19 protein-coding genes are annotated in these 19,808 nt (G+C 68.0%); 15 read left to right on the top strand and 4 right to left on the bottom strand.

Going from position 1 to position 19,808, the window contains the following annotated elements:
* Positions 1 to 3: 3 nt before the first annotated feature.
* From stf0 to cysC, 3 genes are all read left to right on the top strand, one after another.
* Positions 4 to 804, top strand: a complete 801-nt coding sequence (gene stf0, locus DMB80_RS07095; protein ID WP_111509197.1) for a trehalose 2-sulfotransferase — start codon at positions 4 to 6, stop codon at positions 802 to 804.
* On the top strand, positions 801 to 1,730 hold the full coding sequence (cysD, locus tag DMB80_RS07090; protein WP_111509196.1) for a sulfate adenylyltransferase subunit CysD: 930 nt from the start codon (positions 801 to 803) through the stop codon (positions 1,728 to 1,730). The genes stf0 and cysD overlap by 4 nt, the downstream gene beginning before the upstream one ends.
* A 103-nt stretch (positions 1,731 to 1,833) precedes the next feature.
* The gene (gene cysC / locus DMB80_RS07085) at positions 1,834 to 3,690 is read left to right on the top strand and encodes an adenylyl-sulfate kinase (protein WP_111509195.1); all 1,857 of its coding nucleotides are present in this window, start codon (positions 1,834 to 1,836) and stop codon (positions 3,688 to 3,690) included.
* Here cysC and DMB80_RS07080 read toward each other — a convergent pair.
* A complete protein-coding gene (locus DMB80_RS07080; RefSeq protein ID WP_111509194.1) occupies positions 3,678 to 4,451 on the bottom strand; it encodes a trans-aconitate 2-methyltransferase in 774 nt (257 codons plus the stop codon). The two genes, cysC and DMB80_RS07080, sit on opposite strands and share 13 nt — an antisense overlap.
* Before the next feature lie 41 nt (positions 4,452 to 4,492).
* Between DMB80_RS07080 and DMB80_RS07075 the strand changes: the two genes are divergently transcribed.
* The gene (locus DMB80_RS07075) at positions 4,493 to 5,695 is read left to right on the top strand and encodes an alpha/beta hydrolase family protein (protein WP_420812138.1); all 1,203 of its coding nucleotides are present in this window, start codon (positions 4,493 to 4,495) and stop codon (positions 5,693 to 5,695) included.
* A gap of 6 nt (positions 5,696 to 5,701) precedes the next feature.
* On the opposite strand, the gene DMB80_RS07070 is transcribed toward DMB80_RS07075, so the two are convergent.
* Complete coding sequence (locus DMB80_RS07070; RefSeq protein WP_240431043.1) at positions 5,702 to 6,580, bottom strand: oxygenase MpaB family protein; 879 nt, start codon at positions 6,578 to 6,580, stop codon at positions 5,702 to 5,704.
* A gap of 87 nt (positions 6,581 to 6,667) precedes the next feature.
* On the opposite strand from DMB80_RS07070, the gene DMB80_RS07065 reads away from it, so the two are divergent.
* The 7 genes from DMB80_RS07065 to DMB80_RS07035 all read left to right on the top strand — a co-directional run bounded on the left by DMB80_RS07065 (position 6,668) and on the right by DMB80_RS07035 (position 12,871).
* On the top strand, positions 6,668 to 7,294 hold the full coding sequence (locus DMB80_RS07065; RefSeq protein WP_111509191.1) for a TetR/AcrR family transcriptional regulator: 627 nt from the start codon (positions 6,668 to 6,670) through the stop codon (positions 7,292 to 7,294).
* A gap of 101 nt (positions 7,295 to 7,395) precedes the next feature.
* Positions 7,396 to 8,442: a cupin domain-containing protein gene (locus tag DMB80_RS07060; RefSeq protein WP_111509190.1), complete on the top strand. Its 1,047-nt coding sequence runs from the start codon at positions 7,396 to 7,398 to the stop codon at positions 8,440 to 8,442.
* A gap of 32 nt (positions 8,443 to 8,474) precedes the next feature.
* Positions 8,475 to 8,795 carry an EthD family reductase gene (locus DMB80_RS07055; protein WP_048421637.1) on the top strand — a complete coding sequence of 107 codons (321 nt, stop codon included), beginning with the start codon at positions 8,475 to 8,477 and terminating at the stop codon, positions 8,793 to 8,795.
* 20 nt (positions 8,796 to 8,815) lie between these two features.
* Positions 8,816 to 9,763 (top strand): 2-hydroxyacid dehydrogenase, encoded by a 948-nt coding sequence (locus tag DMB80_RS07050; RefSeq protein ID WP_111509234.1) that lies wholly within the window; start codon positions 8,816 to 8,818, stop codon positions 9,761 to 9,763.
* A gap of 47 nt (positions 9,764 to 9,810) precedes the next feature.
* Positions 9,811 to 12,009, top strand: coding sequence for an acyl-CoA dehydrogenase family protein (locus tag DMB80_RS07045; protein WP_111509189.1), 2,199 nt, complete (start codon positions 9,811 to 9,813; stop codon positions 12,007 to 12,009).
* A gap of 168 nt (positions 12,010 to 12,177) precedes the next feature.
* A complete protein-coding gene (gene mbp1, locus DMB80_RS07040; RefSeq protein ID WP_046366806.1) occupies positions 12,178 to 12,420 on the top strand; it encodes a microaggregate-binding protein 1 in 243 nt (80 codons plus the stop codon).
* Positions 12,421 to 12,541: 121 nt separating this feature from the next.
* On the top strand, positions 12,542 to 12,871 hold the full coding sequence (locus tag DMB80_RS07035) for a hypothetical protein (RefSeq protein ID WP_111509188.1): 330 nt from the start codon (positions 12,542 to 12,544) through the stop codon (positions 12,869 to 12,871).
* A 5-nt stretch (positions 12,872 to 12,876) separates the two neighbouring features.
* Here the strand turns inward: DMB80_RS07035 and DMB80_RS07030 are convergent, their stop codons facing one another.
* Together DMB80_RS07030 and fadD2 are read right to left on the bottom strand one after the other, a co-directional pair.
* Positions 12,877 to 13,656, bottom strand: coding sequence for an SDR family NAD(P)-dependent oxidoreductase (locus DMB80_RS07030; protein ID WP_111509187.1), 780 nt, complete (start codon positions 13,654 to 13,656; stop codon positions 12,877 to 12,879).
* Between the two features lie 43 nt (positions 13,657 to 13,699).
* The gene (gene fadD2 / locus DMB80_RS07025; protein WP_111509186.1) at positions 13,700 to 15,391 is read right to left on the bottom strand and encodes a long-chain-fatty-acid--CoA ligase FadD2; all 1,692 of its coding nucleotides are present in this window, start codon (positions 15,389 to 15,391) and stop codon (positions 13,700 to 13,702) included.
* Between the two features lie 55 nt (positions 15,392 to 15,446).
* Between fadD2 and ligD the strand changes: the two genes are divergently transcribed.
* The 4 genes from ligD (at position 15,447) to DMB80_RS07005 (ending at position 19,767) form a co-directional block, all read left to right on the top strand.
* Entirely contained in the window at positions 15,447 to 16,685 is a 1,239-nt protein-coding gene (ligD, locus tag DMB80_RS07020; protein ID WP_111509185.1) for a non-homologous end-joining DNA ligase, read from the top strand.
* A 150-nt stretch (positions 16,686 to 16,835) separates the two neighbouring features.
* Positions 16,836 to 17,243 (top strand): STAS domain-containing protein, encoded by a 408-nt coding sequence (locus DMB80_RS07015; protein ID WP_111509184.1) that lies wholly within the window; start codon positions 16,836 to 16,838, stop codon positions 17,241 to 17,243.
* 126 nt (positions 17,244 to 17,369) lie between these two features.
* Positions 17,370 to 18,560: an acyl-CoA dehydrogenase family protein gene (locus DMB80_RS07010; RefSeq protein WP_111509183.1), complete on the top strand. Its 1,191-nt coding sequence runs from the start codon at positions 17,370 to 17,372 to the stop codon at positions 18,558 to 18,560.
* Positions 18,553 to 19,767 (top strand): acyl-CoA dehydrogenase family protein, encoded by a 1,215-nt coding sequence (locus tag DMB80_RS07005; RefSeq protein ID WP_240431042.1) that lies wholly within the window; start codon positions 18,553 to 18,555, stop codon positions 19,765 to 19,767. Before DMB80_RS07010 ends, DMB80_RS07005 begins: the two co-directional genes overlap by 8 nt.
* Positions 19,768 to 19,808: the final 41 nt, after the last annotated feature.

The raw sequence follows: 19,808 nt of genomic DNA, 5'->3' as shown, positions 1-19,808 counted from the left end.
CGCATGCCTGCCCCGACGGCCTACCTCGTGCTTGCCTCCCAGCGCAGCGGGAGCACCCTGCTCGTCGAGTCTCTGCGGGCGACCGGGGTGGCCGGCGAACCCGGCGAGTTCTTCCAGTACCTGCCGACCACCAGCCAGTCACCGCAGCCGCGGCAGTGGTTCGAGGGTGTGACAGACGAGTCGATCCTGCGCCTGCTCGATCCGCTCGACGAGGGCAAACCGGACCTCGCCCCGCCCGAGATCTGGCGGGATTACATCCGCACTGTCGGGCGTACGCCGAACGGCGTCTGGGGCGGCAAGCTGATGTGGAACCAGACACCGCTGCTTCTGCAGCGCGCCGAGGGGCTGCCCGACCGGAGCGGCTCCGGGTTGCTCGCGGCGATCCGCGACGTGATCGGCACCGATCCCGTCCTGATTCACGTCTACCGCCCTGACGTTGTGTCACAGGCGGTGTCGTTCTGGCGGGCGGTGCAGACACGGGTGTGGCGCGGCCGGCCCGACCCGGTGCGCGACGCTCGCGCCGAGTACCACGCCGGCGCGATAGCACATGTGGTGAAGATGTTGCGGGCCCAGGAAGAGGGCTGGCGCTCCTGGTTCGCCGAGGAGGGCATCGAACCCATGGACGTGCCCTACCCGGTGCTGTGGCGCAACCTGACGCAGGTGGTGGCGTCGGTGTTGGAGGCCGTCGGGCAGGACCCGCGCCTGGCACCACCGCCGGTGCTGGAGCGCCAGGCCGATCAGCGCTCCGACGACTGGGTGGACCGGTACCGCGCCGACGCCGAAAAGGACGGTCTGCCGACATGAGCACCGAGATCTCCGATACCTACGACACCGTCCACGTCGACGAGCTACGGCTGCTCGAAGCCGAGGCCGTGCACATCATCCGCGAGGTGGTGGCCGAGCTCGAACGCCCGGTGCTGCTGTTCTCGGCGGGCAAGGACTCGATCGTGCTGCTGCGGTTGGCGGAGAAGGCTTTTCGACCCGGTCCGCTTCCGTTTCCGGTGATGCACGTCGACACCGGGCACAACTTCGACGAGGTCATCGAGTTCCGCGATCGGCGCGTGACCGATCAGGGGCACAAGCTGATCGTCGCCTCGGTGCAGGAGTCGATCGATGCGGGCCGGGTCCCCGATCCCGGTCCGGGCGCCTCGCGCAACCGCCAGCAGACCCGCACGCTGCTCGACGCGCTGGAGGCGGGTGGCTTCGACGCCGCGTTCGGCGGTGCGCGTCGCGACGAGGAACGAGCCCGCGCCAAGGAACGCATCCTGAGCTTCCGCGACGAGTTCGGCCAGTGGGACCCCCGCGCACAGCGGCCGGAACCGTGGTCGCTCTACAACGGTCGGATCCGTCGCGGTGAGCAGGTGCGGGTCTTTCCGCTGAGCAACTGGACGGAGTTGGACATCTGGCGCTACATCGCGCTGGAGAACCTCGAGCTTCCGTCGATCTACTTCGCCCACGAACGCGAGGTCTTCGAGCGCGACGGAATCCTGCTGGCGGTCTCGGACTACGCCCAGCCGGGCGACGGCGAGACCGCGGCGGTCGAGTGGGTGCGCTATCGCACGGTCGGTGACCTGACGATCACCGGCGCCGTCCGATCCCACGCCACGACGATCGACGGGGTGATCGGCGAGATCTCCGCGGCCACCGTCTCCGAGCGGGGCGAGACCCGGGCGGACGACAGGACGTCGGCGGCGGCGATGGAAGACCGCAAGCGTGAGGGGTATTTCTGATGATGGGACGAGCGAAGCGACGGGGAATTCAGCCGGGGCGAGCGGAGCGACGGGGAATTCAGCCGGGGCGAGCGGAGCGCAGCGTAGCGACGGGGAAGACGACATGACACGCCAGCTGTTGCGCATCACCACCGCAGGATCGGTGGACGACGGTAAGAGCACGTTGATCGGCAGGCTCCTGCACGACACGGACAGCCTGCCGCTGGACCATCTCGAGGCCGTCACCGACGAGGAGGGTGTCGCCGATCTGGCGGCACTGTCGGACGGGCTGCGGGCCGAGCGCGAACAGGGCATCACGATCGATGTCGCCTACCGGTTCTTCTCGACCGAGACACGCAGCTACATCCTCACCGACACCCCCGGCCACGAGCGCTACACCCGCAACATGTTCACCGGCGCCTCCAACGCCCACGTCGCGGTGTTGCTGGTCGACGCCAGGGCCGGTGTGCTGCGGCAGACCAATCGACACGCCCGCATCGCAAACCTGTTGGGCATCAAGCACTTCGTGGCCGCGGTGAACAAGATCGACCTGGTGGACTTCGACCGCGAACGCTTCGGCGAGGTCGACCGCCAGCTGCGTACGGTGACGGCGCGGCTCGGCGGCGCCGATCTGACAGTGATCCCGATCGCCGCCAAGCACGGCGACAACGTCGTGCACCGCTCCGACCGCACCGGCTGGTACGAGGGTCCCACGCTGCTCGAGTATCTGGAGTCGGTGGAACTGTCTGCGCCGCAGCCGGAGTCGCGCAAGTTGCGATTCCCCGTGCAGTGGGTGTCACGGCCCACGGCCGAGCAGCGTCGCCGCTACACCGGGCGTCTTTCGGGCGGCACCCTGCAGGTGGGCGACTCGATCGTCAGCCTGCCCGCCGGTACCCGGTCCACGGTCACCGTGGTCGACACCCTCGACGAGGATCGCCCCGTTGCTGTTGCACCGCTGTCTATCTCGATCGAGCTGGCCGATGACATCGACGTCGGTCGCGGCGACGTCTTCGTCAGCGGCGACGACGACGCAGTGGTACCGGTCCTCGCCCGCGAACTCGACGCCACGATCTGCTGGTTCCGTGACAGCCCGATGCGGGCCGGTGACCGCTTCGCGCTCAAGCAGGGTGCTCGCACGGTCCGCGCCACAGTGCAGGCCCTTCATTCACGGCTCGACCCCGAAACTCTCGACGATCTCGACAACCCGGTGGAGTTGGTGCTCAACGACATCGGCGCGGTGACGCTGCGGACCAGCTCGGTGGTGGTCGCTGACAGCTACGCCGACAATCGGGACAGCGGCGCGTTCATCCTGATCGACGAGACCACCAATGACACGGTCGGTGCGGGCACCATCACCGAGCCGCGCGAGGTCAAGCCGGGTGAGCAGACGCGCAACGACATTCGTTGGCACCCTTCGTCGTTGGAGAGGGAGTACCGTCGGGCGGCCACGGGCCAGCGTGGTGCGACGATCTGGTTCACCGGCCTACCCGCCTCGGGTAAGTCCACCATCGCCGTCGCTGTCGAACGGGCGCTCGTCGATGCGGGACAAGTCGCCTATCTACTCGACGGCGACAACATCCGGCACGGGCTGTCCGACGATCTGGGCTTCTCCGCGGGTGATCGTGCCGAGAACATCCGCCGCGTCGGACACCTGACGCGGCTGTTCGCCGACGCGGGCGTGGTGGCACTGGCGTCGCTGGTGTCACCGCTGAAGTCCGATCGGGAGATCGCGCGGGCGCTCAACGACGCGGCGAAGCTGCCGTTCATCGAGGTTTACGTCGCAACTCCGCGCGAGGAGTGCGAGAAGCGGGATCCCAAGGGGTTGTATGCGCGGGCGCGCGCGGGCGAACTGAAGGGCTTGACCGGCGTGGACGCCCCGTACGAGCCTCCTGAGGATGCCGATCTGGTGCTGGACACCACCGGGGCGGACATCGACGCATTGGTCGCGCAGGTTCTCACCCTGCTCGATCAGCGCCGCTGACCGACCTGCGCGACCACGAAGATCCGGCGAAACGGAAAGAACGTGGTGCCGTCTGCCCGCTGCGGATAGGCCTCGGCGAGCAGCGGCGCCAGTTCGTCGCGGAACTGCTCCCACTGCGCGTCACCCAAGGCGCTACGCACCGGCCGCAGTGCGGTGCCGTGAATCCAGTCCAGCACCGGATGCTCACCGGTCAGCTCGTGGACGTAGGTGGTCTCCCACGCGTCCGTGGTGCACCCTACGTCGCGCAGCAGACCGGCATAGTCCTGCGGCGACTCGACCACCTCCGCGCTGCGAAAAGGGAAGTCCCGCAACAGCTCTGCCCACTGGGGTTGAGCCGCGAGGTCACGGACCGCGCGGTGCGACGGCGCGTCGAAATTGCCGGGCACCTGGAAGGCGAGCCATGCTCCCGGGGTGAGTTCGGCGGCCCATCGCACGATCAGCTCCCGATGCTCGGGGACCCACTGCAGGGTGGCGTTGCTGATGACGACGTCGGTGTCCGGCGCCGGGGTCCACTCCCGCACATCGCCGACCTCGGCGGCCACCCCGCGCTCACGCGCCGCGGCGACCATCTCCGGGGAAGAGTCCCAGGCCTCGATCGTCGCGCCCGGCCAGCGGGTGGCCAGCGTCTGCGTCAGGTTGCCCGGACCGCAGCCGAGGTCGACAACGCGGCGCGGCTCCGTGGCGGCCACGCGGGAGGTCAGGTCGTAGAACGGCCGTCCGCGGTGGTCGGCGTAGGCGAGGTACACCTCGGGATTCCACATGCGGCCAGTCTGGCAGGCGGTGGGCAGTTAAATTGGCAACCGTGGATTCACCCGTCGCGATCGAGGAACCCGACGAGTTGCCGCTGCCGGTTCCCGACGTTCCCGGCGCCGACGCCACCGCGCGTGGGCTGCCGCGCAGGGTGGATCTGACGCTGCGCCAGCGGGTCATCGTGGACTCCTCGGCAGTCGCCGATCTCGCCCTACGCACCTCGATCGCGTCGCTGCTCAGCGTGACCATGGCGCCGTCGGTGCTCGGCGCCCTGCGTCGGTCACGCTCGGCGGCCGAACAGCAGCAGCTGGAGTTCTACGCGGAGCTGGCAGCGATGAAGGATCCGGCCGTCGCGTTCCCGGCCCCCGAGTCACCGCCGCGCGTGTCGTCTCGGCCGGCCAACCCGGTGGCCGAGTGGGTGGCGCGCGGCAACGTGCGCAACATCCGGTTCGAGAGCAGCTTCACCGCGGTGAATCCGGCGATGCGCAAGCAGTGCGCCGGCTTCGTTCGCAACAACGTCGTGCACGCGCAGCACTGGCGCCATGACGACGGCCCCCGTCCCACGCTGTGCCTCATCCACGGGTTCATGGGCTCGGCCTACCTGTTCAACGGGCTGTTCTTCGCCCTCCCCTGGTTCTACCGGTCGGGGTACGACGTCGTGCTGTACACCCTGCCGTTCCACGGCCGCCGTGCCGAGCAGTACTCACCGTTTTCCGGGCACGGCTACTTCGCGCACGGGTTCTCCGGCTTCTGCGAGGCGATGGCGCAGGCGGTGCACGACTTCCGTTCTGTGCTGGACTATCTCGAGTACACCGGCGTGGATCGCATCGCGCTGACCGGCATGTCACTCGGCGGCTACACCTCGGCGCTGCTCGCCAGCGTCGACGACAGGATTCAGGCCGTGATCCCCAACGTTCCGGTCGTCACACCCGATCGCACGGTCGACGAATGGTTCCCGGCGAACAGGGTCGTGGCGCTCCGGAACTGGTTGTCCGGAGCGGACAACGAGTTGGTCGACGCGGCGACGATGTATTCCTCTCCGCTGAACTACCGGCCGCTGCCGGCCAAAGAGCGGCGCCTGATCATCGCCGGCCTCGGCGACCGTCTCGCACCGCCCCAGCAGGCCGAAATGCTCTGGAGACACTGGGATCGCTGCGATTTCCACTGGTTCCCCGGTAACCACGTGCTGCACGTCAGCCAGCCCGACTACCTGCGGCGGATGACCCGGTTCCTGGGCCCGGTCATGTTCGACTGAACCGCCTCAGACCAGGGGTCGCCCGGTGCGGATGCGCCGGTCGACGTCCTTGAGCAACACGTTGAACGGGAACTCCCGCACCACGCGGGGCGAGCAGGTGTTGACCGCCCGCAACACGCGGATGATCCGATCGAATCGTCTCTGCTGCTTGGCATTCCACTCCAACTGCATTTCGTCGCGGAAGCGTTGCGGCAGGAACCCGGTGGTGATCAGCAACGCGGTCTGTTCGGCTCGGCGTTGCAGCGGGCCTGGCAGTCGCACACCACGCACTCGCGACACCGCGATCGGGTACAGGTAGTCGCGAACGGTGTCGTCGATGTGCACCTTGTCAAGCGATTCCTGCCAGTAGCGGTCGAAGGCCGCCGGATCGGCCGGCCACATGTCCTCGGGCACCTGCAGCATGGTGCCGAGTTTGCGGCCCTGCTCGAACAGTCTGGCCTCGGTGTCGGCATCCACCTCGCCGACGAAGAGGCGATACACGTCGAGGACGCCCTTGTACAGACAGGCACCCACCCACAGTTGCAGGTCTTTGTCGAAGGCATTGTAGGAGACCGGACTGTCCTCCAACGAATACACCTGGGCGTGAGCACGATTCACCGCGCGGCGGAACGCGTCCTTCTGTGCGTCGGTGCCGCTGGTGGACACCGCCAGGTAGGTGAACGTGGTGCGGGCCCGTTTGATCGGGTGCAGATCGACCCGGCCGCTGTCGACACGGCTTTCGAGCACTCCGTAGCCGACGCCGGGTCGCGCCAGCTGCATGATCACGTTCGCCGGGCCGGCCAGCAGCCCGAGGCCCAGCATTCCCTCGTCGGGCTTCGCGCCTCCCGGCGCGCCTCCCTTCGCGCCTCCCGACGGCGATGTCGTCCTCGAGTCCTGTACCGCCACGAGCAGCTCCTCTCGCGCCGTCGCCCAAAGTTGCGAACGTGCGTTTCCTGATTGTGTTGCCGCGCCGCACGGGTGTCAAGATGGGGTATGGCCCAGGTCCGTCCGTATCGCGGCGTCGATGCGTCGCAGCGGATGGCCCAACGCCGCCGGAAGCTCCTCGAGGCGGGACTCGACCTTCTCGGCGGGGCGCCGGTCCCTGCAGAGCTCACCGTGCGCGCCCTGTGCGCCCGATCGGGCCTGGCGGCCCGGTACTTCTACGAGAGCTTCGCCGACAAGGACGCCTTCGTCGCCGCACTGTTCGACCAGGTTGTCTCCGACATCGCCACGACCACCCAGGCGGCGATGGCCGCCGCGCTCCCGACAGAGCAGACGCACGCCGCGATGCAGAACATCGTTCGGGTGGTGTCCGAGGATGCCCGGCTCGGACGCCTGCTGTTCAGCGCGCACCTGACCAACCCGGTGGTGGTGCGCAAGCGCGCGGAGTCCGGCGCGCTGTTCGCCCTGCTGTCCGGCCAGCACGCCCGGGCCGCGCTCCATCTGGACGAGAACGAGAGGATCGCCGCGGCGGCGCATTTCGTGGTCGGCGGGGTCGCTCAGACGTTGAGCGCATGGTTGTTCGGCGAATTGCGGCTGCGCCCCGCCGAGCTGGCCACACAGCTCGGCGCCCTGATCGATCAGCTCGGCGATCCGCGCCTGTACCGCACCGACGGCTGATCTTCCCGCTAGCGGTAACCATCGGAGGCGGCCAGCTTCCATGACAGGAGCCCGCCCATCGATGAGAGTAGGTGCCGAGGACACCCACGCAGGAGGACACCATGGGCATCACTTCCACATCGGCGCCGTTCACGACATCACTGCACGACGGCGAGATCGTCGAGGAGAACGACTTCGGCTCGATGCGGCGGGTCACCGCCGACAACCTGCCGACGCTGAAGAACCTGTCGATCAAGCGCGTGGTGCTCGCGCCGGGCGCGATGCGGACTCCGCATTGGCATGCCAACGCCAACGAACTCACCTACTGCGTGGCGGGAACCGCGCTCGTGTCGGTGCTCGACGACCACAGCCGGTTCGCCAACTTCATCGTGACCGCCGGCCAGATGTTCCACATCGATTCCGGCGCACTGCATCACATCGAGAACATCGGCAACGACACCGCGGAGTTCATCATCGCGTTCCGCAACGAACGGCCCGAGGACTTCGGCCTGGGGGCGACGTTCGGGGCGTTCACCGATGCCGTGCTGGGCAACACCTACGACCTGCCCGCCGCGGATTTCTCGACGATCCGGCGCAGCACCGTCGACCACAAGCTCGCCGGCCGCACCGGCGAACCGGAGATCCCCGCCTCGGCGCACTTCAGCGATCCGCACAAATTCGACATCGAGGCCCAGGCCCCCGGCCTGAACTACGCCAGCGGCAACGCCCGCTTCGCCCGCGATCAGTTCTGGCCCGCCCTGAAGGACATGTCGATGTACAGCCTGCGCGTCACCGAAGACGGTATGCGCGAACCACATTGGCATCCGGTGACGGCCGAGATGGGGTACGTGCGGCACGGGAAGGCCCGCATGACGATGATGACCCCCGACGGCCACCTCAACACGTGGACGATGACTGCCGGTGACATGTACTTCATCCCGCGGGCCTACCCGCACCACATCGAGAACATCGGCGCCGACCCGTGGCACTTCTTGATCTTCTTCGACCAGCCGTTCCCTGCCGACATCGGCTACAAGGCCTCCGCGAGCGCCTACAGCCGTGAGGTGCTGGCGGCGACGTTCCAGACGCACATCGACGATCTGCCGACGTTCCCCTTCACCCCGGCCGACCCGTTGATCGTCAGCCGAGTGAATCCCGTCGACGCCTGACGACCCACCCCACGACCCCGTAGGCTCGACGAATGCCTGAAACGAAGATCACGGTCATCTACGACAATCCGGCCGACCCGGCGGAGTTCGAATCGGCCTATCCGGAGCAGCAATTGGAGGCCGCCAAGCGCATTCCGGGCTGGGTCAGGATGGAGACTTCGCGCGTGTGGCCGAAAGAGGACGGCAGTCCGACACCGGCCTACCGGATGATCGATCTCTACTACACCGACTACGACGCCGCGAGCGCCGCCGTCGCGACACCCGAGGCCGGCGCGTTCTTCCAGGCGATGGCGCAGGTGTCCACCGGCGGTGTCCGGGTGTTGTTCTCCGACATCGAGATCGCGCAGCACTGACGGAGATCACCGTGCCGCCGATCAAGGTGCTGGCGCACTTCGTCCCGGGTGAGCGGGTCACGGCTTTCGTTGCCCCACACAGCGACTGGCTCGATGTCACGTTCTGTGCCGAGGACGACGACGCGACGTTCTATCGCCTGCTTCCTGAGGCCGAGGTGCTCTGGCATGTGCTGCGACCGCTGTCGGCCAGCGATATCGAGCTGGGCAGCCGGCTACGCCTGGTGCACAAGCTCGGCGCCGGCGTCAACACCATCGCCGTCGACACGGCCACGGAACGCGGCATCGCCGTCGCCAACATGCCCGGCGCCAATGCGCCCTCGGTCGCCGAGGGCACGCTGCTGCTGATGCTCGCGGCACTGCGCCGGCTGCCCGAGCTCGACGCCGCGACCCGCGCCGGCCGGGGGTGGCCACCGGACCCCGGCCTCGGCGACACCGTGCGCGACATCGGCGGCTGCACCGTCGGGCTGATCGGCTACGGCAACGTGGCGACCAGTGTGGAGCGCATCGTCACGGCGATGGGCGCCCAGGTGGTGCACACCAGTACCCGCGACGACGGCACGCGCGGTTGGCGGACACTCGCCGAGCTGCTGGCCGAGAGCGACATCGTGTCGCTGCACCTGCCGCTGACCGACGCCACCCACGGTCTGCTCGGCCGCGAGGCGCTGGCGGCGATGAAGCCGGGCGCAGTGCTGGTCAACACGTCGCGCGGGCCGATCGTCGACGAGTCGGCACTGGCGGACGCCCTGCGGTCCGGGCACCTCGCAGCAGCGGGTCTCGACGTCTTCGGGGTGGAACCGGTGCCGCCGGACAACCCACTGCTGGCGCTGCCGAACGTCGTGCTGACCCCGCACATCACCTGGTACACCGCCGACACCATGCGTCGCTACCTGGAGGTGGCGCTCGACAACTGTGAACGACTCCGTGACGGAAAAGACCTAGCGAACCTGGTGAACCAGGTCCCGGGGTAACCTCGACCCAACCAACCGGTTAGCCAGCCCAACGGAGGGTTCCCCCCATGCCCATCGCCATCCTCGAAGAGCACAACGACCTGGCCGATTCGGTGCGGTCCTTCGTCGCGCGCGTCGCGCCGTCGGAGGCACTGCACGAAGCGCTGGAAACTCCGATCCCCAACCCACCGTCCTTCTGGCGTGCCGCCGCCGAGCAGGGGCTGCAAGGCGTCCATCTCTCCGAGGACGTCGGCGGCCAGGGCTTCGGCATCCTCGAACTGGCGATCGTCGCGGCCGAGTTCGGCTACGGCGCGGTCCCCGGCCCGTTCGTGCCGTCGGCCATCGCGAGCGCGCTCATCGCCGCCCACGACCCCAAGGCCGAGGTGCTCGGCGGCCTGGCAGCCGGCGAGGTGATCGCCGCCTACGCCATCGATTCCGGCTTGACGGCCACCCGGCAGGGCAGCGGGCTCGTGGTCCGCGGCGAGGTACGGGCGGTACCGGCCGCCGGGCAGGCGTCCGTCCTCGTGCTGCCGGTGGCGATCGAATCCGGGGAGGAATGGGTCGTCCTCGACGCCGACGCCCTCGAGATCGAGGCGGTGCCCAGCGTCGACCCGCTGCGTCCCATCGCCCACGTGCGCGCCAATGCCGTCGAGGTCGGCGACGATCGGGTACTGAGCGGTGTGAGTCGCGACCTGGCCCGCGCGATCATCACCACGGTGCTGTCCGCCGAGTGCATCGGCGTTGCGCGCTGGGCCACCGACACCGCGTCGGCCTACGCCAAGATCCGGGAGCAGTTCGGCCGGCCGATCGGCCAGTTCCAGGCCATCAAGCACAAGTGTGCCGGGATGATCGTCGAGACCGAGCGAGCCACCAGTGCGGTGTGGGACGCTGCCCGCGCGATCGACGAAGAGCTGCAAGGCAATTCAGAGAAGGCGAGCTCGTACGAATTCGCGGCGGCCGTCGCGGCCACGCTGGCGCCCGTGGCCGCACAGCACTGCGCGCAGGACTGCATCCAGGTGCACGGTGGCATCGGCTTCACCTGGGAGCACGACACCAACGTCTACTACCGGCGAGCCATCGTGCTGGCGGCCTCGTTCGGCCGGCACGCCGACTACCCCCAGCAGGTCGTCGACACCGCGACCACGACGGGGATGCGCTCGATCGACATCGACCTGGACCCCGACACACAGAAGCTGCGCGAAGAGATTCGCGCCGAAGTCGCTGCGCTGAAAGCGATTCCGAGCGGAGCGGAGCGCAACACCGCGATCGCCGAGGGCGGCTGGGTGCAGCCGCACCTGCCGACGCCGTGGGGCCGCGCATCCAACCCGATCGAGCAGATCATCATCGCCCAGGAGTTCTCCACCGGCCGGGTCAAGCGCCCACAGATGGGCATCGCCGCCTGGATCATCCCGTCGATCGTCGCCTACGGCACAGACGCTCAGCAGCAGCAGTTCCTCCCGCCCACGTTCCGTGGCGAAATGATCTGGTGCCAGCTGTTTTCCGAGCCCGGTGCGGGATCGGATCTGGCCAGCCTGACCACCAAGGCCACCAAGGTCGACGGCGGCTGGCGGATCACCGGACAGAAGATCTGGACCACCGGCGCACAGTTCTCGGCGTGGGGCGCGCTGCTGGCGAGAACGGACCCGAGCGCTCCCAAGCATCAGGGCATCACGTACTTCCTCCTCGACATGAAGTCCGAGGGCGTGGAGGTCAAGCCGCTGCGTGAGCTGACCGGAAACGCGATGTTCAACACCGTCTTCATCGACGACGTGTTCGTCCCCGACGACATGGTGCTCGGCGAGGTCGACCGCGGCTGGGAGGTCAGCCGCAACACGCTGACCAACGAGCGCGTCTCGATCGGCAGCAGCGAGCCGCCGTTCCTGGCCAGCCTCGACCAGTTCGTCGAGTTCGTCCGCGACGGCCACTTCGACCAGATCGAACAGAACGAAGCGGGCCGGTTGATCGCCGAGGGCCACGCCGCCAAGCTGCTCAACATGCGGTCCACGCTGCTGACACTGGCCGGCGGCGATCCGATGCCCGCCGCCGCGATCTCCAAGCTGCTGTCGATGAAGACCGGCCAGGGGTACGCGGAGTTCGGGGTGAGCTCGTTCGGCACCGACGCCGCCATCGGCGACCAGGGTCAGCTCTCGGGCAAGTGGGCCGAATATCTGCTGGCCGGCCGCGCGACGACGATCTACGGCGGCACCTCGGAGGTGCAGCTCAACATCATCGCCGAGCGTCTGCTCGGACTGCCGCGCGATCCGTAACTGCCCGGACCGCGGTCCGGTGGCTCTCGAAGTGAGACGCTGCTAACACTGCGTGCTTTTGCAAGCGGCAGTGGGCACCCTGCTAGCAGGCCCGCCCCACACCCTCGCCGCACCGCAGATCGGGCCCGCTCGTGACCTCGACGGCGCGGCGGAACGAAAGGAACGACCATGGCAGACAGCACCAGCGGTCCCATCGCAGCACTTCGCGCGCTCGTCGACGGCAGCATCGGCCTGTCCAAGCAGGTGATCGGCATCCTGCTCGACAACGACCGGCTGCAGGAGCAGGGCGAGGCTCAGCAGCAGAAGGCCCGCGCCCTGAAGGACGTGGCGCAGAAGGAAGCCGAAGCCGAGGCGGCTCGTGCCGAGGCGAAGACCCAGGAGGCCCGCCAGAAGGCCGCCAGCAAGTCCTGATCCTCACGTGACGTCAGCGGCCCCCGATACAGATCGGGGGCCGCTGACGTTTTTGGCGGGCCCCGATACAGATCGGGGGCCGCTGACGTTTTTGGCGGGCCCCTGCGGGAACCCGCCTGACATGTCCAACGACCGTGACTTCGCAGAGAAGCGGTTCGACAAGCCGGGCACGGCGCGCGCGGCGGTCACCTATGCCGCCGTCGTCGTCGCCGTGGCCGCCTTGGCCTTCGCGTTCTACGCCTTCGGCGCACGCGACTCCGTCTATGCCGCGTCACTGGTGCCGCTGTTCCTGTTCCTGGGCGGAGTGGGCGCCTTCGTGCGCACCTATCGCGAGTGGAAGGCAGAACGCGGATGGGCGGCCTGGCAGGGTGCCGGCTGGTTCTTGATGCTGGTGATGCTGTTCACGCTCGCCGTGCCCGGGTCGGCGATCATGGCCGGCGCAGTGGAATAGCCGACTCAGGGCAGGATCGCGTCGACGTACCCGCCGTCGACCCGCAGCGCTCCGCCCGTCGTCGCCGACGCGAGCGGCGAGGCGAGGTAGACCACCATGTTGGCGATCTCCTCGGGTTCGATCAGCCGCTGGATCAGCGATTGCGGGCGGTGCAGTCGCATGAACTCTCGCTGCGCCTCATCCCACGGCAGCGACTTGTCGACGAGTTGGTAGACGAAGTCCTCGACGCCTGCGGTGTGCGTGGGGCCGGCGATCACCGAGTTGACCGTCACCCCGCTGCCCGCCGCGTCCTTGGCGAACCCGCGAGACAACGCCAGCAGCGCGGTCTTCGAGACGCCGTAGTGGATCATCTCCGCGGGCGTCACGATGGCGGAGTCGCTGGCGATCTGCAGCGCGCGCCCCCAGCCGCGGTCCACCATCCCGGGTAGATAGAGCCGAATCAGTCGGGCCGCGGCCAGGACGTTGACCTCGAAATAGGTACGCCACTGCTCGTCGGTGATCTCGCGGGCGGGCACGGCTCCGAAGATCCCGAGGTTGTTGACCAGGATGTCGACATCGGGCACCTCGTCGAGCAGCGCCTGAGCACCCGCGGCGTTTGACACATCGGCAGCGATACCGATGACATCACCGTCGATGCCGGCGACGGCCGCGTCGACGCGGTCCTGGCTCCTGCCGTTGACGATCACTCGCGCCCCCGCCGAGGCGAGGCCCTGCGCGATGGCCAACCCGATGCCCTGGGTCGAACCGGTGACGAGTGCGGACTTTCCGTGGAGATCGATGTTCACGCAGGGGTACTACCACCGGCGCGGCGCGACTATTCCACCGTGCTCACTCGACGTCCATCTCCCGCAGCTCACGCTTGAGGATCTTGCCGGTGGGGTTGCGCGGGAGTTCGTCGAGGAAGACCACCTCGCGTGGCACCTTGTAGCGGGCCAGGTTCTCCTTGACGTACGCCTTGATCGCATCCTCGTCGATCGCAGCACCTTCGGCCTTGACCACGAAGCAGCGCAGCCGGTGGCCCCACTCCTTGTCCTCGACGCCCAGCGCGGTGGCTTCGATGACCTCGGGGTGGCCGCTGACGAGATCCTCGACCTCGGCGGGGAAGACGTTCTCTCCACCCGAGACGATCATCTCGTCGTCGCGGCCGCTGACGTAGAGCAGGCCGTCCTCGTCGAAGTAGCCGACGTCGCCGGAGGACAGCAGCCCGTCGATGATCTGCTTGCCGCCACCACCGGTGTAGCCCTCGAACGGGAAGAAACTGCCGACGAAGATGCGGCCGACCTCACCTTGGGGCAGCTCGTTGCCGTTGTCGTCGAAGATCTTGACCTTCATCCCCTTGACGACGGGACCGACCGTCGACGGGTTCTTCGAAAGATGCTGCGGCCCAGCAATTGTCGCGAAGGACACCTCGGTCGAGCCGTAGAGGTTGTAGATCACCGGACCCAATGCCTTGAGCGCCCGGGTGGCCAGTTCGGCGCCGAGCTGGGAGCCGGAGACGAACACGATGCGCAGCGAGGACAGGTCGGGTTTGGGGGAGGTTTTGTCGAGCTCGTCGAGCATGCGGGACAGCATGACGGGGACCACCACGACGGCGGTGGCCTTGTGCTTCTCGATGTCGGCGAGCACGGTGGCCGGCTTGAAACGCCTGCGCAGCACCAATGTGGTGCCGAGCATCATCGCCACGGTGGCGTGCAGGAAGCCCAGCGCGTGGAACATCGGCGCGGGCAGCGAGGTGACCTCGCCGCCCTTGAACGGCACCGAGGACAGCACACCGCCGATGGGCGCCAGCGACGGCGGGGCACTGCGGTTGGCGCCCTTGGGCGTTCCGGTGGTGCCACTGGTCAAGATGATGATCGACGAGTGCTTGGTGACCTTCGGCGGCGGTGTCGACCCGGTGCGGGCGATCAATTCCTCGAGGGTCTCGTCGGTGCTGCCCGACGGCTCGTCCTTGTCCGGATTCACACCGAGCGCGCGCAGCTTGCCCAGCGCGGGTTCGGCCTGTGAGACCGCGGCGGTGTACTCGTCGTCGTAGATGACCAGCTTGGCGCCCTCACGCTCGGACACCTCCTTGATCTGCGGCCCGGAGAACTCGCTGTTGAGCAGGATGATGCGCGCACCCGTCTTCGCCACCCCGAACCACGACACCAGGAACCAGCGGTGGTTGCGGGCCAGGATCGCGACGCCGTCGCCCCCTTTGACACCCTTGGCGAGCAATCCGTTGGCCACCGCGTTGGCGGCATCGTCGAGCTCTTTGAACGTCATCTCACCGAAGTCGTCGATCACCGCGACGGCGTGCGGGGTGCGCCGGGCGTTGAGCGCCGGGATCATGCCGATCTCACCCCACCGGCGGATGTCGCCCAGGAACGCGGCGATGTCCTGCGGCGGTTCGAGTTTCAGCGCACCCGCTTCGAACATCTTGCGGGCGTAGTGCAGCTCCGCGGTGCCGCGATCCCAGTAGATCTCCGCGGACTGGGTGATTTTGCCGAGCGCCTGGGCGGCCAGGTCGGTGAGCGTGGACATGGGTCAACTTTATGTGACGCCGATCGCAGAACGGTCTGGAACCTACGATGAAGGAATGGCTGCTCGGGAGTCTTTCGAGATCGGCGGGCAGCAGGTGCCGATCACCCATCCGGACAAGATCGTCTTCCCGGATGCGGGGGTGACCAAGGGCGCGTTGATGGAGTACTACGCGGCCGTGGCCGACGGCGCGCTGCGCGGGGTCGCCGACCGCCCGATGATCCTCAAGCGATTCGTCAAGGGCATCACCGAGGAGGCGGTGTTCCAGAAGCGAGCTCCGCAGAAGCGTCCCGACTTCGTCGACGTCGCCGAGCTGAAGTACGCATCGGGGACGTCGGCCGCCGAAGCGGTGCTCAACAGTCCGGCCGGCCTGATCTGGGCGGTGAATCTCGGGTGCGTCGACCTCAATCCCCACCCGGTGCGGGCGGACGATCTGGACCACCCCGACGAACTGAGGGTCGACCTCGACCCGATGCCGGGTGTCGGCTGGCGGCAGATCCTCGACGTCGCGTTCGTGGCCCGGCAGGTCCTCGAGGACCACGGTCTGGTGGCGTGGCCGAAGACCTCCGGCTCCCGCGGTTTCCACATCTACGCGCGCATCCACCGTCGCTGGCCCTTCAAGCAGGTGCGGCTGGCCGCCGAGGCCGTGGCCCGCGAGGTGGAACAGCGCGCCCCCGAATCCGCGACCGCGCGGTGGTGGAAAGAAGAACGCCACGGCGTCTTCGTCGACTTCAACCAGAACGCCAAGGACCGCACGGTGGCCTCGGCCTACTCCGTGCGTGCCACGCCGGACGCCCGGGTCTCGACGCCGTTGTTCTGGGACGAGGTCGCCGACTGCCGCCCCGAGAGGTTCACGGTCGCGACCGTGCCGACCCGGTTCGCCGAGCAGGGGGATCCATGGGAGGGAATGAACGACACCCCGGGCGGACTCGAGTCTCTGCTGGAGTTGGCCGAGCGGCTCGGCCCCGCGGAGAAGGCTCCGCGCGGCACACACCGCGTCACCGACGGCCGGCGCCACTCGACGAAACCTCTGATCGAGATCGCCAGGACCAAGACCAAGGACGAGGCGATGGCCGCACTGGCGCGGTGGCAGGACATGCATCCTGCGGCGGCTGAAAAGCTCACTCCCACAGACATTCTGGTGGACGGAATGCGGGGGCCGAGTTCGATCTGGTACCGCATTCGCATCAACCTCGAGCACGTGCCCGAATCGGCCAGACCGGATCAGCAGGAGCTGCTGGCCGACTACAACCCCTGGGCCGGTTACACCGGTTCGCAACAGCAGCGCCGCGGCTAGAAGTTACCGGCGAGTTTGCTAGCGGGTCTGAAAGCAGTTCTTAGCGAAGTATTAGTCGTTACTCCCCACGGCCTTAAATTGGGCCCCTACCTTGAGACATGTCCGGTTCGAACGAACCCGACATCCAGCACATGATCGAGGGAGGCGGCAATGTACGGCAATCCGACGTTCGATTGCGGTGGCGCCGAGATTCGTGCGCACTGCCGCCAGTTGGCCACCGTGGTCACGGTCACGGGTGCGCTCGGCGACGCTGATATCGCCCGAGCCACCGAGTACACGCGCCGCTTCGTCCTCGCGGAGAAGCCGTTCGTGCTCGACCTCAGCGGCGTCACATCCTTTGACGCTGAGGCGCTTTCACTCCTGTTCGTCGTGGACGACGCATGCAGCGCGGCCGGCGTGGAATGGTCGATGGTGGCCAGCCGCCCGGTCGAGCAGACCCTGCGGGCCCACGGCATCGACTTCGACGCGGCCGGCTCTGTGCCCGAGGCCCTCAACCGCTTCGCCGATGCAATGGTCGCTCGGCGTCAGCTCCTTCCCCTGCTCACCAAGACTGCGTAAGGATCACTGTGTTAATCGATGTTCGGTGGCTCCGTTACCTCCTGCAGCGTCATCACCGGTCCGACCTGGACCGCCCCGCGCTCACCGCTGGCTAGACGGACAGCAGTCGCCGGTTAAGGTGCTCGTATGGGCACTGCCGTCGATGCTGACCGGGTAGCCGAGGCCGCGCACCGGGTGATGCGCGAGCACGATCCACGAGCGGTGCCCATTCCGGAATTCCTCGGAGCCTGCTTCGACGCGGGGCTGTCGTGGGTCCATTTCCCCGAAGGATTCGGCGGGCTCGGCGTGTCCCGTGGCATGCAGGCGGTCGCCGATCGCATCCTGCAGGGCGCCGGCGGACCTGTCCCCCTCGGCCTCAATCCGATGGGCTACGGCATGGCCGCGCCGACCATCCGTGAGCACGCCCAGACCGACGACGTGCGCCGTGAATTGCTCCGGCCGCTGGCCACCACCGAGCACATTTGGTGCCAGTTGTTCTCCGAGCCGGGCGCAGGCTCCGATGTCGCCGGGCTCGCGACATCCGCGGTGCGCGACGGCGACACCTGGGTGATCAACGGTCAGAAGGTGTGGACCAGCCTGGCGCACCGGGCCCGGTGGGGGCTGTTGCTCGCCCGCTCCGACCCGGATGCGCCCAAGCACAAGGGCCTGACCTACTTCGTCGTCGACATGCACGGTCCGGGCGTCGAGACCCGCCCGCTGCGACAGATGACCGGCCACGCCGAGTTCAACGAGGTCTACTTCAACGACGCTCGGATTCCCGACACCCACCGGCTCGGCGGAGTCGGTGACGGCTGGCGCGTGGCGATGACGACGCTGATGAACGAGCGCAGCGCACTGGGCGCCAGCGGGAGTCGGCGCGGCGCCGGGACGATCGCTGACGCGGTGAACCTGTGGTCGTCGCGGCCCGAACGGCAGACTGCCGTGCTCCGCGACCGCCTCACCAGTCTGTGGCTGCGGGCCGAGGCGCAACGGCTGACCTCGGAGCGGTCGCGCGCCTCGGCCACGGTGGGCGGTCCGGGCCCGGAGGGGTCGATCGGCAAGCTCGTCGGCGCGGAGCTCAATCAGCACATCTACGAGTTCTGTATGGACTTCCTCGGCCCCGAAGGCCTGCTCTACGGCGGGTACGGCGCGGGGGACGGCGATCCCGACGATCACCGCGGCCCCATTCAGCAGCGCTTCCTGCGCAGCCGGGCGAACACGATCGAAGGCGGCACATCAGAAGTGATGCGCAACATCCTCGGCGAGCGGGTGCTCGGCCTGCCCGGTGATCTGCGGGCGGATGCGGGAATGGCGTGGAAGGAGATCCCGCGTGGCTGAGGAGCTTGCGGATCAGCCCAAGGGCACAGCTGAGGAGCTTGCGGATCAGCCCAAGGGCACAGCTGATGCTGAGGTGTCGCCGGGTGATGAGTTCGTCTTCACCGACGAGCAGCAGCAGCTGCGCGCCGCGGTGCGGAAGTTCTGCGCCGAGCGCATCGACGAACGCGCGATCCGCGCTGTCATGGAGTCCGATCCGCCGTATGACCCGGCGGTGTGGACGCGGCTGGGCACCGAGCTCGGTGTGCTCGGGTTGGCAGTGCCCGAATCCGCCGGCGGCGCGGGCGGGACGCTGATCGATCAAGCGGTCGCCATCGAGGAACTCGGTGCGGCACTCGCGCCGGGCCCGCTGGTCGGCACCGTGTACCTCGCCATCCCGGCGCTCGTCGCGGCATCGGCGCCGTCTGCTCTGCTCGACTCCCTCGCCGATGGCACACGCACCGCCGCGTTCGCGATCGGCGATGTCACCGCTGCGCCCGCGGGTGAGGGATGGAGCCTCACCGGGACGGTGGACGGGGTGGTCGACGCCGGAGCCGCTGACCTCATCCTCGTCGCCGCCGACGGCCCGGACGGCACCGCACTGTTCGCCGTCGCCACGGATTCTGCTGATGTGCAGCGGGTTCCGCTGACGACGCTGGATCCCACCCGTCCGCAGGCCACCGTGACGCTGTCCGACGCGCCGGCACAGCTGATCGCCGACCCGGAGGACGCCGACCGGGTGATCGCCCATGCGCTGCACGTGGGTTCGGCACTGCTCGCGGTCGAACAGGTGGGGGCGGCACAGCATCTGCTGGATCTGAGCGTCGACTACGCGAAGAACCGTCTGCAGTTCGGCCGCCCGATCGGGTCGTTCCAGGCGGTCAAACACAAGCTGGCCGACGGCCTGGTCGCCGTCGAGCACGCTCGCTCGACCGCCTATCACGCGGTCTGGGCGCTGGCCCACGGCACCGACGACCCGGCGCTGGCCGTGAGCATCGCCCAGGCAGTGTGCTCGGCGGCCCTCACCCGGGTGGCCAACGACACCATCCAGGTGCACGGAGGTATCGGGTTCACCTGGGAGCACCAGGCCCATCTGTACTACAAACGGGCCTACACCAACGCCGCGCTGTTGGGCAGCGCAGAAGACCACCGGGCTCGGGTCGCCGAACTCGTGCTCGACGCCGTGACCGACACACCGGGACCACGCGTCGCCACCGGGAAGCCACGTTGAGAGGGGACGAGAATGGCTCGTAGACAACGACTTCTGGGAGC

The sequence above is a fragment of the Mycobacterium kyogaense genome (assembly GCF_003254575.1).
GTDB classification, from domain to species: domain Bacteria; phylum Actinomycetota; class Actinomycetes; order Mycobacteriales; family Mycobacteriaceae; genus Mycobacterium; species Mycobacterium kyogaense.
Note: the sequence above shows the minus strand (reverse complement) of the source record. Positions and strands in the feature narration are given on the sequence as shown.